This is a genomic window from Streptomyces sp. NPDC020780 (assembly GCF_044334475.1).
Classification (GTDB): domain Bacteria; phylum Actinomycetota; class Actinomycetes; order Streptomycetales; family Streptomycetaceae; genus Streptomyces.
Genome location: NZ_JBIRTB010000009.1, coordinates 306,585 through 320,304, shown reverse-complemented (window position 1 = coordinate 320,304; position 13,720 = coordinate 306,585). Strand labels below are relative to the sequence as shown.

The following is a 13,720-nucleotide window of genomic DNA, read 5'->3' as shown; positions in this document are numbered from 1 at the left end:
GGGGCCGACAACCGGTGTCCACCCGCGCCCGTGAGGCCCGGGGGTGGCCGAAGGCGCCGCCACCGGGCGGCCCGGTCCGGCGGTGACCGGGCCTGGAGCCGTGAGCCCGTACGCCGCCCTCCCCGGGCGCACCGCAGGGCCGGACCGCCCGAGCGGTCCGGCCCCCGTCCCCCGGGTTACGAGGTGTGCGGGCAGTTGCCCCGGTACTCCGCGATCGTCAGGCTCGCCGACGGGATCGGGCAGAGGAACTGCTCGTAGCGGGTGTCGTTGTCGATGAAGCGCTTCAGCCACGAAATGCTGTACTTGGCGATCGTGGTGTTGGAGGAGTTGGGGGTGAAGTGCGTGGCTCCCCGCAGTTCCAGGTACGCCTTGTCCAGCGAGCTGGGCAGGGAGTTGTAGAACGGGCTGGAGTGCGTGGCGACGGGGGCGATCGTGTCGCCGTCCGCGCCGACGACCAGCGTCGGGGTCTTCAGCTCCGGCCAGGTCTTGTCGGTGTTCCAGCCGGTCAGCGGTATCGCCGCCTGCAGGGAGGGCCGGTCCTTCGCGGCTTCGAGGGTGCCGCCGCCGCCCATGGAGTGGCCCATCACGCCCAGCCGGGACGTGTCGATCCGGCCGCGCACCGAGCTTTCCTCGGTCAGGTAGTCCAGCGCGGCGAGGAGTTGGTCGCCCCGGCTGGCGGGCTGGTCCACCGTGGTGTTGGTGTCGATGGTGAAGACGACGAAGCCCTGTGAGGCGAGCCGCGGGCCGAGCCAGGCGATGCTCGACTGGTAGGCGGTGAAGCCGGGGGAGATGGCGATCGCGCCGAAGGTGCCGTCCGCTGTGGAGGTCGGGTAGTAGATCGTGCCGCCGCCGAAGCCGCTGACCCGCAGCGAGGAGACCGAGGTCTCCGACACGGCGTACGGACCGCGGGACGCCTCGATACTGGAATTGCTCGGCGCCGGACCGCGCTCGTACGGGTTGTCGGCGGCCTGGGCGCCTCCCGGGATCAGCGCGGTGAGCAGACCGGCGGTGGCGGCGGCCGCGGCCAACGCCCCCTTGACGGTGCGGGAGCGGCCCGTGGACAAGCGGGAGCGGCGGGGGGAGGTGTCGCCGGAGGGGAGGTGCTGCTGCACGAGGGGGGTCCTCTCGGTCGTGGCGGAACCACGACCGCGGCAGCCCTCGCCCCCCAGGCCGCGTTTCGGAAGTCCCGTCTGCCCGGCGACGCCTGGCACGCGCACTCGCCGCGTTGTCGGATCATCCCGATACATCCAGTATCGGGACGCCCCTCCGCCTTGCGATTGCACGCACCGGACGCCGCCGGACCTGCCCTTCGGGCAGACGACGCTGCTTTCGAAACACGGCCTGGTCCCGGGGTCTTCGGGGTGCACCGCGTGGGTACCGCCGTCATTCGTTGGCGGTCGCCACTTTCGCGGTGCACCCCGTGCGCGCACATCGGCGAGATCGCCGGTCTTCGCGACCGGCCCTTCCCGGCCCGGGTCAGCGCACCGGTGCTCCGGCCTCCCGGAGGGCGTCCTTGACCTCGGAGATCCGCAGGTCACCGAAGTGGAAGACGGACGCGGCCAGTACGGCGTCGGCGCCCGCCTCGACGGCCGGCGGGAAGTGCGCGAGCCGGCCCGCGCCACCGGAGGCGATGACGGGGACGGTGACGTGGGCCCGTACCGCCCTGATCATCTCGGTGTCGTAGCCGTCCTTCGTGCCGTCGGCGTCCATCGAGTTGAGCAGGATCTCACCGGCTCCGAGTTCGGCGGCGCGGTGCGCCCACTCGACGGCGTCGATGCCGGTGCCCCTGCGGCCGCCGTGGGTCGTCACCTCGAAGGTGCCCCCGGGCGTGCGCCGGGCGTCGACGGACAGCACGAGGACCTGGCGCCCGAAGCGTTCGGCGATCTCCCGGATGAGCTCGGGGCGGGCGATGGCGGCGGTGTTGACGCCGACCTTGTCGGCCCCGGCCCGCAGCAGCCTGTCGACGTCCTCGGCGGTGCGGACACCGCCGCCGACCGTGAGCGGGATGAAGACCTGCTCGGCGGTGCGCCGGACCACGTCGTACGTCGTCTCCCGGTCACCGCTGGACGCGGTGATGTCGAGGAAGGTCAACTCGTCGGCGCCCTCGGCGTCGTACAGCTTGGCCATCTCGACGGGGTCGCCCGCGTCGCGCAGGTTCTGGAAGTTGACGCCCTTGACGACGCGGCCGTTGTCGACGTCCAGGCACGGGATGACGCGTACGGCGAGGGTCATCGCTCACCTGCCCGGTAGGCCTCGACCTCGACCTCGACGACCAGCCCGGGGTCGACGAAGCCGGACACGATGATCATGGATGCGGCGGGGCGTACGTCGTCGAACAGCTCCTTGTGGGCGCGGCCCACCTCGTCGACGTCCCGGGCGTGGGTGAGGTACATGCGGGTGCGGACCACGTCCTCGCGGCCGAGGCCGGCCTGCTTCAGGGCGTCGAAGGCGATCCGGAAGGACGTGACGGCCTGCTCGTACGGGCTGTCCGCCGCGATCCGGCCGTCGACCACGGACGTGCAGCCGGAGACCAGCACGAGCCCGTTCGGCAGCTCTACGGCCCGGGAGTAGCCGAACGTGTCCTCCCAGGGGCCGCCGGAGGAGATCCGGCGTACGGAGTCCGTCATCCGGAGACCGCCTTGAGCGCCTCTTCCAGGGTGAACGCCTTCGCGTACAGGGCCTTCCCGACGATCGCGCCCTCGACGCCTTCCGGCACGAGGAGGGAGATCGCGCGCAGGTCGGCCAGCGAGGAGACGCCGCCGGAGGCGACGACGGGCCGGTCGGTGGCGGCGCACACGTCCCGCAGGAGCGCGAGGTTGGGGCCCTGAAGGGTTCCGTCCTTGGCGATGTCGGTGACGACGTAGCGGGCGCATCCCTCGGAGTCGAGGCGGGCGAGCGTCTCGTAGAGGTCGCCGCCGTCACGGGTCCAGCCCCGGCCGCGCAGCGTGGTGCCGCGGACGTCGAGGCCGACCGCGACCCTGTCGCCGTACTCGGCGATGACCTTGGCGACCCACTCGGGGCTCTCCAGGGCGGCGGTGCCGAGGTTGACCCGGCGGCAGCCGGTGGCGAGGGCGGCGGCGAGCGAGGCGTCGTCGCGGATACCTCCGGAGAGCTCCACCTTGATGTCCATGGCGCCGGCCACCTCGGCGATCAGCGCCCGGTTGTCGCCGGTGCCGAAGGCGGCGTCCAGGTCGACGAGGTGCAGCCACTCCGCGCCGGCGCTCTGCCAGGCGAGGGCGGCCTCCAGCGGGGAGCCGTAGGAGGTCTCGGAGCCGGACTCGCCGTGGACGAGCCGGACGGCCTGGCCGTCACGGACGTCGACGGCGGGGAGCAGTTCAAGCTTCGGCATTACAGCGTCTCGATCCAGTTGGTCAGCAGCTGGGCGCCGGCATCGCCGGACTTCTCGGGGTGGAACTGGGTGGCCCACAGCGCGCCGTTCTCCACGGCGGCCACGAAGCGTTCTCCGTGCGTCGCCCAGGTGACCCGGGGGGCACGGATCTTGGCGTTGGTCACTTCGAGGGACCAGTCGTGCGCCGCGTAGGAGTGCACGAAGTAGTACCGGGTCTCCGGGTCGAGTCCGGCGAAGAGCTGGGAGTCCTCCGGGGCTTCGACGGTGTTCCAGCCCATGTGGGGGACGACGTCGGCGTGGAGCGGGCCGACGGTGCCGGGCCACTCGTCCAGACCCTCCGTCTCGACCCCGTGCTCGATGCCGCGGCCGAACAGGATCTGCATGCCGACGCAGATGCCCATGACGGGGCGCCCGCCGGACAGCCTGCGGCCGATGACCCATTCACCGCGGGCCTTCTTCAGCCCGTCCATGCAGGCGGAGAAGGCACCGACGCCGGGGACGAGCAGTCCGTCGGCGTTCATCGCGGCGTCGAAGTCGCGGGTGATCTCCACGTCCGCGCCGACGCGGGCCAGAGCCCGCTCGGCGGAACGTACGTTGCCGAAGCCGTAGTCGAAGACGACGACCTTCTTCTTGTCGCTCACGGTCCTCTACCTCAGTCCCAGATTCCCTGGATCCGCATGACGCCCGCCACCAGGCACATCACGGAGCCGATCCCGAGAAGCACGACGACGCCCTTGGGCATGCCCTGCTTCCAGAAGGAGTAGACGCCGCCGGCCAGGAAGAGGCCGACGACGATCAGCACGGTGTTGAGGCCGGTCACAGGGCGCCCTTCGTGGAGGGGAGGATGCCGGCCGCGCGCGGGTCGTGCTCGCTGGCGTACCGCAGGGCGCGGGCCAGGGCCTTGAACTGGCACTCCACGATGTGGTGGGCGTTGCGGCCGTACGGGACGTGCACGTGCAGGGCGATCTGCGCCTGGGCGACGAAGGATTCCAGGATGTGCCGGGTCATCGTCGTGTCGTACTCGCCGATCATCGGCGCCATCTTCTCCGGCTCGGTGTGCACCAGGTAGGGGCGGCCGGAGAGGTCGACGGTCACCTGGGCGAGCGACTCGTCCAGCGGGACGGTGCAGTTGCCGAAGCGGTAGATCCCGACCTTGTCGCCGAGCGCCTGCCGGAAGGCGGCGCCGAGGGCGAGCGCGGTGTCCTCGATGGTGTGGTGCGAGTCGATGTGCAGATCGCCCTCGGTCTTGACCGTGAGGTCGAAGAGGCCGTGGCGGCCGAGCTGGTCGAGCATGTGGTCGTAGAAGCCGACCCCGGTCGCGACCTCGACCTTGCCGGTGCCGTCGAGGTCGATCTCGACGAGTACGGAGGTCTCCTTGGTGGTCCGCTCCACCCTGCCTACGCGGCTCATGCGTCGTGCTCCTTCTTCAGTTCGCGCACCGCATCGAGGAACGCGTCGTTCTCTTCCGGGGTCCCCGCGGAGACCCGCAGCCACCCCGGTACGCCGTTGTCCCGGACCAGGACGCCGCGGTCGAGGATGTGCCGCCAGGCGGTGTGGCTGTCGGCGAAGCGGCCGAACTGGACGAAGTTGGCGTCCGAGTCGGTGACGTCGAAGCCGAGCCCGCGCAGCCCGTCGACCAGCCGGTCGCGCTCGCTCTTGAGCTGCGCGACGTATCCGAGCAGCGTATCGGTGTGCTCCAGGGCGGCCAGCGCGGTCGCCTGCGTGACGGAGGACAGGTGGTAGGGCAGCCGGACCAGCTGCACCGCGTCGACGACGGCGGGATCGGCGGCGAGGTAGCCCAGGCGCAGCCCGGCGGCGCCGAACGCCTTGGACATCGTGCGCGAGAGCACGAGGTGGCGGCGGCCCGCGATCAGCGGGAGCAGCGAGGGGTGGTGGCTGAACTCGCCGTACGCCTCGTCGACGACGACCATCGAGGGTCCGGCGGCCTGGGCGGCGTCGTACAGCTCCGCGACGGTCGCGGCGTCCACCGCGGTGCCGGTGGGGTTGTTGGGCGAGGTGATGAAGACCACGTCGGGGCGGTGCTCGGCGATGGCCTTCCTCGCGGCCTCCACGTCGATGGTGAAGTCCTCGCGGCGGGGCCCGGAGATCCAGCCCGTCCCGGTGCCGCGGGCGATGAGGGCGTGCATCGAGTAGGAGGGTTCGAAGCCGATCGCGGTGCGTCCGGGACCGCCGAAGGTCTGCAGCAGCTGCTGGAGGACCTCGTTGGAGCCGTTGGCCGCCCAGACGTTGTGCAGGGTGACCTCGTGTCCCGCGGTGCGGGTGAGGTAGCGGGCGAGTGCGGTGCGGAGCTCGACGGCGTCGCGGTCGGGGTAGCGGTTGAGGCCGCGGGCGGCCTCGCGGACCCGTTCGGCGATGCGGTCGACGAGCGCGTCGGGCAGCGGGTAGGGGTTCTCGTTGGTGTTGAGCCGGACGGGCACGTCGAGCTGCGGTGCCCCGTACGGGGACTGGCCGCGCAGCTCGTCACGGATCGGGAGTTCGTCCCAGGCGTTGCCGGTGGTGCTGTCGTGCGTCACTGCTGGGGCACCTTCCACCCGAACCTGGCCTTGATCGCGGCGCCGTGGGCGGGGAGGTCCTCCGCCTCCGCGAGGGTGACCACGTGGTGGGCGACCTCGGCGAGGGCGTCACGGGTGTAGTCGACGATGTGGATGCCGCGCAGGAAGGACTGCACGGACAGGCCCGAGGAGTGGCAGGCGCAGCCGCCGGTGGGCAGTACGTGGTTGGAGCCCGCGCAGTAGTCGCCGAGGGAGACGGGCGCGTACGGGCCGACGAAGACCGCTCCGGCGTTGCGGACCCGGTCGGCGACGGCCGCGGCGTCCGCGGTCTGGATCTCCAGGTGTTCGGCGCCGTACGCGTCGACGACCCTGAGGCCGTCCTCGATGCCGTCGACGAGGACGATCGCGGACTGGCGGCCGGCCAGCGCGGGCTCGATCCGGTCGGTGACGTGCTTGGTCGCGGCGACCTGCGGGGCGAGCTCGGCCTCGGTGGCGGCGGCCAGTTCCTCGGAGTCGGTGACGAGCACGGCGGCGGCCATCGGGTCGTGCTCGGCCTGGCTGATCAGGTCGGCGGCGACGTGGACCGGGTCGGCACCCGCGTCGGCGAGGATCGCGATCTCGGTGGGGCCGGCCTCGGCGTCGATGCCGATACGGCCCTTGAGCAGGCGCTTGGCGGCGGCGACGTAGATGTTGCCGGGGCCGGTGACGAGGTTGACGGAGGGGCAGTCCTCGGTGCCGTACGCGAACATCGCGACGGCCTGCGCGCCACCGGCCGCGTACACCTCGTCGACGCCGAGCAGGGCGCAGGCGGCGAGGATCGTGGGGTGCGGGAGGCCGCCGAACTCCTGCTGCGGCGGGGAGGCGACGGCGATGCCCTCGACGCCCGCCTCCTGGGCGGGGACGACGTTCATCACGACGGACGACGGGTAGACCGAGCGTCCGCCCGGCACGTACAGCCCGACGCGCTCGACGGGGACCCACTTCTCGGTGACCGTGCCGCCGGAAACGACCTGGGTGGTGTGCGTGGTGCGGCGCTGCGCGCGGTGGACCAGGCGGGCGCGGCGGACCGACTCCTCGAGCGCGGCGCGCACGGCCGGGTCGAGGCGCTCCAGGGCGCCGCTGATCGCGTCGGCGGGAACCCGGACCGCGTCGATCCGTACACCGTCGAGTTTCTCCCCCCACTCGATCACTGCCGCGGAGCCACGATGGCGTACGTCCTCGCAGATGGGCCGCACCGTCTCCAGGGCGGCTTCCACGTCGAACTCGGCACGGGGCAGCAGGTCGCGCAGGGCGCCGCCCTCGGGGAGGGCGGTGCCGCGCAGATCGATTCGAGAGATCACACCGCAATTCTCTCAGACCGCTCCGGACGCCCGGTCCCCCGTATCACCGACTGATACGTCCCCCGGCCACCTCTGTTGACTACACGTGTTCATGTCGTCACACAGACGGGAAGAACGATTGTACGAAGCGTGGAGGTACCGCGCCGACGGAGGTGAGGCAGTGACCGAACCGCACGACGGGGAGATCCCCGACGGACTCAGCGCGGCGGAGCTGGGTATGTGGCAGGCCTTCCGGAACGGCACGACCTACGACCTGCGCTCCCACGATCCGCTGCGCGACGATCCGTTCGCGCCGCACGTCTGGGGTCCGGAGCGCAGCGTCGGCGCCCGGACGGTGGCGCGGCTGCTGCTGAGCGGGCCGCCCGCCCGGCCCGGGCGGGTGGCCGCCCTCAAGCTCCGCGGCGTGCGCGTCACGGGGAAGCTGGACCTGGCGGGCGGCCGGGTCTCTCCGTACGTCGAGCTGACGGGGTGCCGCTTCGAGCAGGAGGTGCTGGTACCCGAGTGCCATTTCACGACGCTGCGGATGGCGGGCTGCGCGGTGCCGAGACTGGACGCCGCCCGGCTGCGCACGGAGGGCGACCTGCATCTGCCGCGGTGCCGGATCGAGCGCGGCATCCGGCTGACCGACGCCCAGATCGGCACCGACCTGCTGATCAGCCAGCTCACCGTGGGCCCCGACCGGCTGGGCCGCGCCTTCGTCGGTGACGGGATGTGCGTCGCCCAGGACCTGCAGGCGGAGATGATCGAGACGCGCGGCGAGCTGAGTCTGCGCGGGGCGAAGGTCGGCGGTTCGCTGAGCCTGCGCGGGAGCCGGCTGCGCGCCGCGGACGGCCGGCGGGCGCTGAACGCCCCGCAGCTGAGCGTGGAGCGCACGCTGTACATGACCGAGGCCTGGGTGAGCGTCGACACGGGGATCCAGGGCGCCACTCCCCCCTACGGCATCGCCTACGGCGCCGGTCCGGTACCCGGGACCCGGGCGCAGGCCTTCGAGTGCCGGGGTGCCGTACGGCTGGACGACGGGCGTTTCGGGGACGCGGTGGACCTGCACAAGGCCCGGTTCGTGCTGGCCGGCCAGGAGGAGCTGTCGCTGCGCCGGATCGTCACCCCCGAGCTCCGCTTCAACGCGGAGCGCCCCCTGGAGGGCCGGGTCGTGCTGAACGGTGCGAAGGTCGTCACGCTGATCGACGTGTCGACCAGCTGGCCGGGGCCGGGCGGGCTGGCGATGGGCGGGTTCGTGTACGAGAACCTCGTCCCGTACGGCCACTTCCCGCTCTCCCGGCGCCTGGAGTGGGTGCTGGCCGCCACGCCGGAGTACGTGCCGGAGCCGTACGAGCGCCTCGCCACCGTGCTCCGCAACTGCGGGGAGGACGCGGACGCCCGTGAGGTGCTGCTGGCCAAGCAGCGGCGCAGGCGCGAGACCTTGCCCCTGGCGGGCAGGGTCTGGGGCTACCTGCAGGACTGGGCGGTGGCGTACGGCTACCGGCCGGGTCGGGCCCTGGTGTGGATGGCGGTGCTGTGGGCGGCGGGGGCCGTGGCCTTCTCGCAGTACCGACCGGCCTCGATCAAGGGGGACGAGCATCCGCAGTGGAACGCCGCGCTGTACGCGCTGGATCTGCTGGTGCCGGTGATCAACCTCGGGCAGGACGGGTACTGGCTGCTGGAGGGCGGTTGGCAGTGGGCGGCGGCGGCCCTCGTCCTGGTGGGGTGGATACTGGCCACGACGGTGGCGGCCGGGGCCTCCAGACTGCTGCGCCGCGGGTGACGGGGGCGGCGCCCTCACCGGGACCCGGATCCCTGACGTAGCGGCGATCGAACGGCCTGCCGGAACCCGGCCGGACGGCCGGGTGACGGTTGGCGGAAGGTCGCATTCCGGCCAGTCCTCACGCTTTCCTTTGCGCTGTCTTGACCTTTCCCAGGGCAACCCTCCCACTCGCCACAGAAGCTTCACAGGGCCCCTCTGGCGCCGCCCCCACCAGCGCTTTTCAATGGTCTGCACCATGGCCTTCCTCCGCGCTCTGCAGCGTTCCGCACGCTCGTTCCGGTACGGCCCCCGGCTGTCCGCCGGACTGCCCGGGGACGACGCGGTGCTGCTCGACGCCCCCGACGAGCGGTTGTCGCCCGCTCTGGTGGCAGCCGCGCTGGGGGACTTCGAACCTGCGGCCAAGCTGCTCGCGATGACCCGGGACGCCGCCGAGTGGGAGGTCCGGGACCGCTGTCTGACCGGCCTGACCGCCTTCGCCCACAGCCGCGACGCATGGCTCACCGACTGGCTCACCGCCGCCCCGCGCGATCCTGACGCCCTGCTCGTCAAGGCGGCGCTGGCCGTACGCCGCGCCTGGGCGTCCCCCGCCCACGCCGAGCTGCTGCGCGAGGCCGGCCCACTGATCACGGCGGCGGCCGAGGCCGGCCCCCGGGACCCGGTGCCCTGGCGGCTCGCGCTCGACCACGCCCGGGGCACGCACGCCGGCCACACGGTCTTCGAGGCGCTGTGGGAACAGGCCGTCCGCCGCTCCCCCCACCACCACGGCTGCCACGTGGCGGCGCTCGAATACCTCTCGGCCTCCTGGTACGGCTCGCACCGCGAGTGCCTCGACTTCGCCGAGCGGGCCGCCGAGGACGCCGCCCCGGACTCACTGGCGCAGGCGCTCCCGGTACGGGCGGCCTTCGGGCTGCTGTCCGACGAACGGGCCGCCGGGCGGACCACCTCCGTGCAGGACGACCGGATCGACGCCGCCGCCGACCTCGCGATCGGTTTCTCCGCACTCTTCCCCGGGGGCGATCCCTGGCCGGCCGAGGCCCGCAACGTCCTCGCGTACGTCCTGGCCGCACGGGGCCGCACCGCCGAGGCGCTGGAGCAGTTCCGGCTGATCGGGCCGTACGCCACCTCGTTCCCGTGGGCGCGCGTGTCCGACGACGCCCTCGGCGGATTCCTCGACACGAGAGCGGCGGTACGGCTCCGGGCGGGCTCTTGCGCGTCCTCTCGCGGACGGTCAGGACACGGCGGGCCCGGCGGCCATTAGGCTTGACCGTTGTGACCACCGCTCGCCTGCCCCTCTTCCCGCTGAACGCGGTGCTGTTCCCCGGCCTCGTGCTGCCCCTCAACGTGTTCGAGGAGCGGTATCGCGCCATGATGCGCGAGCTGCTCCGGATCGACGAGGACGAACCGCGCCGCTTCGTCGTGGTCGCGATCCGCGACGGCCGCGAGACCGCCCTCACGGCCACCGGGATGCCGGACACGGTCGCCGCCGCGGGACCGGTCGAGCGTGCTCCGGCCGACGGTTTCGGCCCCGACCCCATCCAGACCTTCCACCGCGTCGGCTGCGTCGCCGACGCGGCGAAGATCCGCGAACGCGCCGACGGCAGTTTCGAGGTCCTGGCGACCGGCACCACACGGGTCAGGCTGCTGTCCGTCGACGCGAGTGGGCCGTACCTGGCGGCCGAGGTCGAGGAGCTGCCCGAGGACCCGGACGGCAAGGAGGAGGACGCGCCCGCCGAGGACGAGGCGGGAGCCCTCGCCGAGGGCGTCCTGCGGGCTTTCCGCAGTTACCAGAAACGGCTCGCCGGCGCCGACGAGCGCTCCCTGACGACCGGCGCGGAACTGCCGGACGATCCGTCCGTCGTCTCCTACCTGGTGGCCGCCGCCACCGTGCTCGACGTCCCCACGAAGCAACGGCTGCTCCAGGCCCCGGACACCGCCACCCGTCTGCGCGAGGAGCTGACGCTCCTGCGCAGGGAGACCGCCGTCATCCGGCATCTGCCGTCACTGCCGGTGCTCGACCTGACCCGCGCCCCCACCCACCCCAACTGACCCGAGGAAGCGGCACGGTGGCCAAGAAGGCGAAGAAACAGCAGTCCGTCGGCACCCCGGCCACGGTCGTCCTGACCGCGGCCGGCACCGCGTTCACGGTCCACTCCTACGACCACGACCCGTCCTCCCCGTCCTACGGCGAGGAGGCGGCCGAGGCACTAGGGGTCGCTCCCGGCCGGGTCTTCAAGACCTTGGTCGCGGACGTCGACGGCGAACTGGTCGTCGCGGTCGTCCCGGTCGCCGGATCACTGGACCTGAAGGCACTGGCCTCGGCCGTGGGCGGCAAACGGGCGGCCATGGCGGACCCGGCCGCCGCGGAGCGCACCACGGGCTACGTACGCGGCGGGATCTCCCCCCTGGGCCAGCGCAAGCGCCTGCGCACGGTCCTGGACGCGTCGGCGGACACCCACCCCACGATCTGCGTCTCGGCGGGCCGCCGCGGTCTCGAGGTCGAACTCTCCCCCACCGACCTGGCCGCCCTGACAGGGGCGGTACTGGCCCCGATCGGCCGCCCGTAGACGCCGGCCCGACGGCAGACCGGATCCCCCCTGCCCCTCCAGGCCCGTCCGGCGTTTCGATGACCGGAGCAAGCCCCCTACCCGGCCCACCCCTTCAGCCCGGACCGCCCCACCACCCGCCTGGCGTCCGAGAACCGGGCTCCGGAGCACGGGGCTCGCACCCGGCCCGCCTCTTCAGCCCGTCCGGGCCTGAGCTCCCCCACCCAGCTCGCCTCTTCAGCCCGTACGGCGACGGACAACCAGGGCCCCGGGGGCCCGAAACGCGGGGTCCGGGCACCCCCGACCCACCCGCCTCCCCAGCCCGTCCGGCGACGGAGGACCGGGGTCCGGGGCGGAGCCCCGGTTTCGGGAAGGGGCGGGTAGGGGACAGGGCCCGCCGCAGGCGCACCACCCCGTACCGCACCACCCGCCGACACCATCGCAGGACCCCAGCCGGATCCGGCTAGCCCCGCTCCGGCCCGTCGCCCCCGGCACCCGGACCGGTACCCGGCCCGGGCCCGCCGTCAGGCGCGGGCCCGAACGCCTCTCCCACCGCCCCGTCGTCCCCGTACGGCGCCCCCCACTCCGGCTCCGGGTCCCGTGGCCCGAACAGCCCCGTCAGCCCCAGGTGCACGATCATCGCCGCGACGGGCCAGGCGAGTACCGCCGCCCCCACCGCGTGCAGCTTCAGCGGCGCGTCGAAGGTGACCCCCTTGCCGACCTCCTTGGCATGGGCGACCACGTCCGAGGTCGGCCCGAACCAGGTGCCGATCCCCCACGCGAGCAGGGAGCCGAGCAACCCGCCCAGGGCCAGACCCACCACCAGCGGAATGCCTCCGCGCCGGCGGAAGAAGAAGACGGCGGCGGCGGACACGAGGCCGAAGGCCAGCGCGAGCAGGACGAAGGTGCCGTCGGCCCCGATGGCCTCCTCGCCCTCACTGTTCTTGAGGAACACGGCGGTGTCGTCGGAGATCAGCGGAACCCGGGGCGCCAGCCACAGCCACAGCAGGCCGAGGAGGACACCGGAGGCCGCCAGCACAGCGGTGATCACGGCGCCCTGCACCAGCTCCGCGCGGAGGTCCGGCGCGTCGGCCGCGTCCTCCGTGGCGGGCACGGCATGGGACCCCGACGGCGGGGCCTGCCAGGAGTCGTGGGGCTCGGGCTGATGCGGCGGCGTCGACGGTGCGTTCACGCTGCCATCGTGCCAGGTGGCCCGGCGGTCCACCCCACCGGACCGGCCGGTCCCCGCGAGTGGCCGCGGGTGTCCGCCGGTGCCCGCGAATGTCCGCCCCGCGGTCCCCCGCGGCCCGCCCCACCCCGCGAGGCACCCGCCGCGCGGCCGTCAGCGCACCGCGGCCCGCCGGTAGGCCCACGTGGCGACGGCCAGGGACAGCACTCCGACTGCGGCGCACACCCCGAGGTCGAGGGTGACGGCCGCCCAGTCCGGGCGGGCGTCGAAGGACCGGGCCAGCGCCTCGACCCCGTACGTCGAGGGCAGCAGATCGCGCGCCCAGCCCACCGGCCCGGGCAGGCGTTCGGCGGGCAGTACGCCGAGCAGCAGCGCGGCGGACATCCCCAGCTGCCCCAGCAGCGTCGCCAGTTCCTGGCGTGGCGCGAGCAGACCGAGCGCGGCACCGAGCCCGGAGAGGGCGGCACCGGCCAGCGGGACGACGGCGGCGAGTACCCACAGGTGGGTCAGGGGCAGGCCGAACAGCACGCTGCCCGCGACCGCCGTGACGACGGTGCCTGGCACGGTGAACGAGGCGTACGCCCCCGCCGCGCCCAGCACCACCGCGGCCGCCGGCACGGGCAGGGTGGCGTAGTGGTCGAGGCCGCCGCCGGCCCGCAGCTGCCCGAAGTACTGGGCGAGCATGTTGAGCGCGACGAACGCCACGACCAGCACGCTCGACCCGGCGACGACCGCCCGCGCCTCGGCGCCCCCGTCGACGACCCCGCGCATCAGGACCATGATCCCGACGGACTGGAAGGTGGCGACGAAGAGCAGCGGGATCCGGGCGACCCTCGCCCGCGAGAGCTGCGCCCGGTACACGGCGGCCAGCGCGGGCAGCAGCCCGGCCCGTGGTGCGAGGGGCGCGGGTGCCGTACGGGACGGCAGGCCGGCCGGGGCCGCGGCGGCCGGGACCTGTGACCCGGCCGCGTTCTCCACGGGTCCGGCGGGAACGATGCTCGTCACCTGGCGCTGCTCCCGTTCG

15 protein-coding genes are annotated in these 13,720 nt (G+C 73.1%); 4 read left to right on the top strand and 11 right to left on the bottom strand.

Annotated features, from left to right (window positions below; translation table 11 throughout):
- Window positions 1-176: 176 nt before the first annotated feature.
- The 9 genes from ACH4VO_RS19960 to hisD all read right to left on the bottom strand — a co-directional run bounded on the left by ACH4VO_RS19960 (window position 177) and on the right by hisD (window position 7,202).
- Entirely contained in the window at window positions 177-1,112 is a 936-nt protein-coding gene (locus ACH4VO_RS19960; protein ID WP_360996090.1) for an alpha/beta hydrolase, read from the bottom strand.
- A 364-nt stretch (window positions 1,113-1,476) separates the two neighbouring features.
- Window positions 1,477-2,232 carry an imidazole glycerol phosphate synthase subunit HisF gene (gene hisF / locus ACH4VO_RS19955; protein WP_360996088.1) on the bottom strand — a complete coding sequence of 252 codons (756 nt, stop codon included), beginning with the start codon at window positions 2,230-2,232 and terminating at the stop codon, window positions 1,477-1,479.
- Window positions 2,229-2,627, bottom strand: a complete 399-nt coding sequence (locus ACH4VO_RS19950) for a RidA family protein (RefSeq protein WP_360996085.1) — start codon at window positions 2,625-2,627, stop codon at window positions 2,229-2,231. The genes hisF and ACH4VO_RS19950 overlap by 4 nt, the downstream gene beginning before the upstream one ends.
- Window positions 2,624-3,349 (bottom strand): bifunctional 1-(5-phosphoribosyl)-5-((5-phosphoribosylamino)methylideneamino)imidazole-4-carboxamide isomerase/phosphoribosylanthranilate isomerase PriA, encoded by a 726-nt coding sequence (gene priA / locus ACH4VO_RS19945; RefSeq protein WP_360996082.1) that lies wholly within the window; start codon window positions 3,347-3,349, stop codon window positions 2,624-2,626. Before priA ends, ACH4VO_RS19950 begins: the two co-directional genes overlap by 4 nt.
- On the bottom strand, window positions 3,349-3,990 hold the full coding sequence (hisH, locus tag ACH4VO_RS19940) for an imidazole glycerol phosphate synthase subunit HisH (protein WP_360996079.1): 642 nt from the start codon (window positions 3,988-3,990) through the stop codon (window positions 3,349-3,351). Before hisH ends, priA begins: the two co-directional genes overlap by 1 nt.
- A gap of 11 nt (window positions 3,991-4,001) precedes the next feature.
- Entirely contained in the window at window positions 4,002-4,169 is a 168-nt protein-coding gene (locus tag ACH4VO_RS19935) for a hypothetical protein (RefSeq protein WP_351170823.1), read from the bottom strand.
- A complete protein-coding gene (gene hisB / locus ACH4VO_RS19930; protein ID WP_360996076.1) occupies window positions 4,166-4,759 on the bottom strand; it encodes an imidazoleglycerol-phosphate dehydratase HisB in 594 nt (197 codons plus the stop codon). Before hisB ends, ACH4VO_RS19935 begins: the two co-directional genes overlap by 4 nt.
- Window positions 4,756-5,883, bottom strand: coding sequence for a histidinol-phosphate transaminase (locus ACH4VO_RS19925; protein WP_360996073.1), 1,128 nt, complete (start codon window positions 5,881-5,883; stop codon window positions 4,756-4,758). The genes hisB and ACH4VO_RS19925 overlap by 4 nt, the downstream gene beginning before the upstream one ends.
- Window positions 5,880-7,202, bottom strand: a complete 1,323-nt coding sequence (hisD, locus tag ACH4VO_RS19920) for a histidinol dehydrogenase (protein WP_360996070.1) — start codon at window positions 7,200-7,202, stop codon at window positions 5,880-5,882. The genes ACH4VO_RS19925 and hisD overlap by 4 nt, the downstream gene beginning before the upstream one ends.
- Window positions 7,203-7,362: 160 nt before the next feature.
- On the opposite strand from hisD, the gene ACH4VO_RS19915 reads away from it, so the two are divergent.
- The 4 genes from ACH4VO_RS19915 to ybaK all read left to right on the top strand — a co-directional run bounded on the left by ACH4VO_RS19915 (window position 7,363) and on the right by ybaK (window position 11,528).
- Window positions 7,363-8,964: an oxidoreductase gene (locus tag ACH4VO_RS19915; protein ID WP_360996067.1), complete on the top strand. Its 1,602-nt coding sequence runs from the start codon at window positions 7,363-7,365 to the stop codon at window positions 8,962-8,964.
- A 223-nt stretch (window positions 8,965-9,187) separates the two neighbouring features.
- Window positions 9,188-10,222 (top strand): hypothetical protein, encoded by a 1,035-nt coding sequence (locus ACH4VO_RS19910; protein ID WP_360996064.1) that lies wholly within the window; start codon window positions 9,188-9,190, stop codon window positions 10,220-10,222.
- Window positions 10,223-10,233: 11 nt separating this feature from the next.
- The gene (locus tag ACH4VO_RS19905; RefSeq protein WP_360996061.1) at window positions 10,234-11,010 is read left to right on the top strand and encodes an LON peptidase substrate-binding domain-containing protein; all 777 of its coding nucleotides are present in this window, start codon (window positions 10,234-10,236) and stop codon (window positions 11,008-11,010) included.
- Window positions 11,011-11,027: 17 nt separating this feature from the next.
- The gene (gene ybaK / locus ACH4VO_RS19900) at window positions 11,028-11,528 is read left to right on the top strand and encodes a Cys-tRNA(Pro) deacylase (RefSeq protein WP_360996058.1); all 501 of its coding nucleotides are present in this window, start codon (window positions 11,028-11,030) and stop codon (window positions 11,526-11,528) included.
- Window positions 11,529-11,970: 442 nt separating this feature from the next.
- Here the strand turns inward: ybaK and ACH4VO_RS19895 are convergent, their stop codons facing one another.
- Window positions 11,971-12,699, bottom strand: coding sequence for an ABC transporter permease (locus tag ACH4VO_RS19895; protein WP_360996055.1), 729 nt, complete (start codon window positions 12,697-12,699; stop codon window positions 11,971-11,973).
- A 150-nt stretch (window positions 12,700-12,849) separates the two neighbouring features.
- Complete coding sequence (locus tag ACH4VO_RS19890; RefSeq protein ID WP_398441059.1) at window positions 12,850-13,701, bottom strand: ABC transporter permease; 852 nt, start codon at window positions 13,699-13,701, stop codon at window positions 12,850-12,852.
- Window positions 13,702-13,720 lie beyond the last annotated feature (19 nt).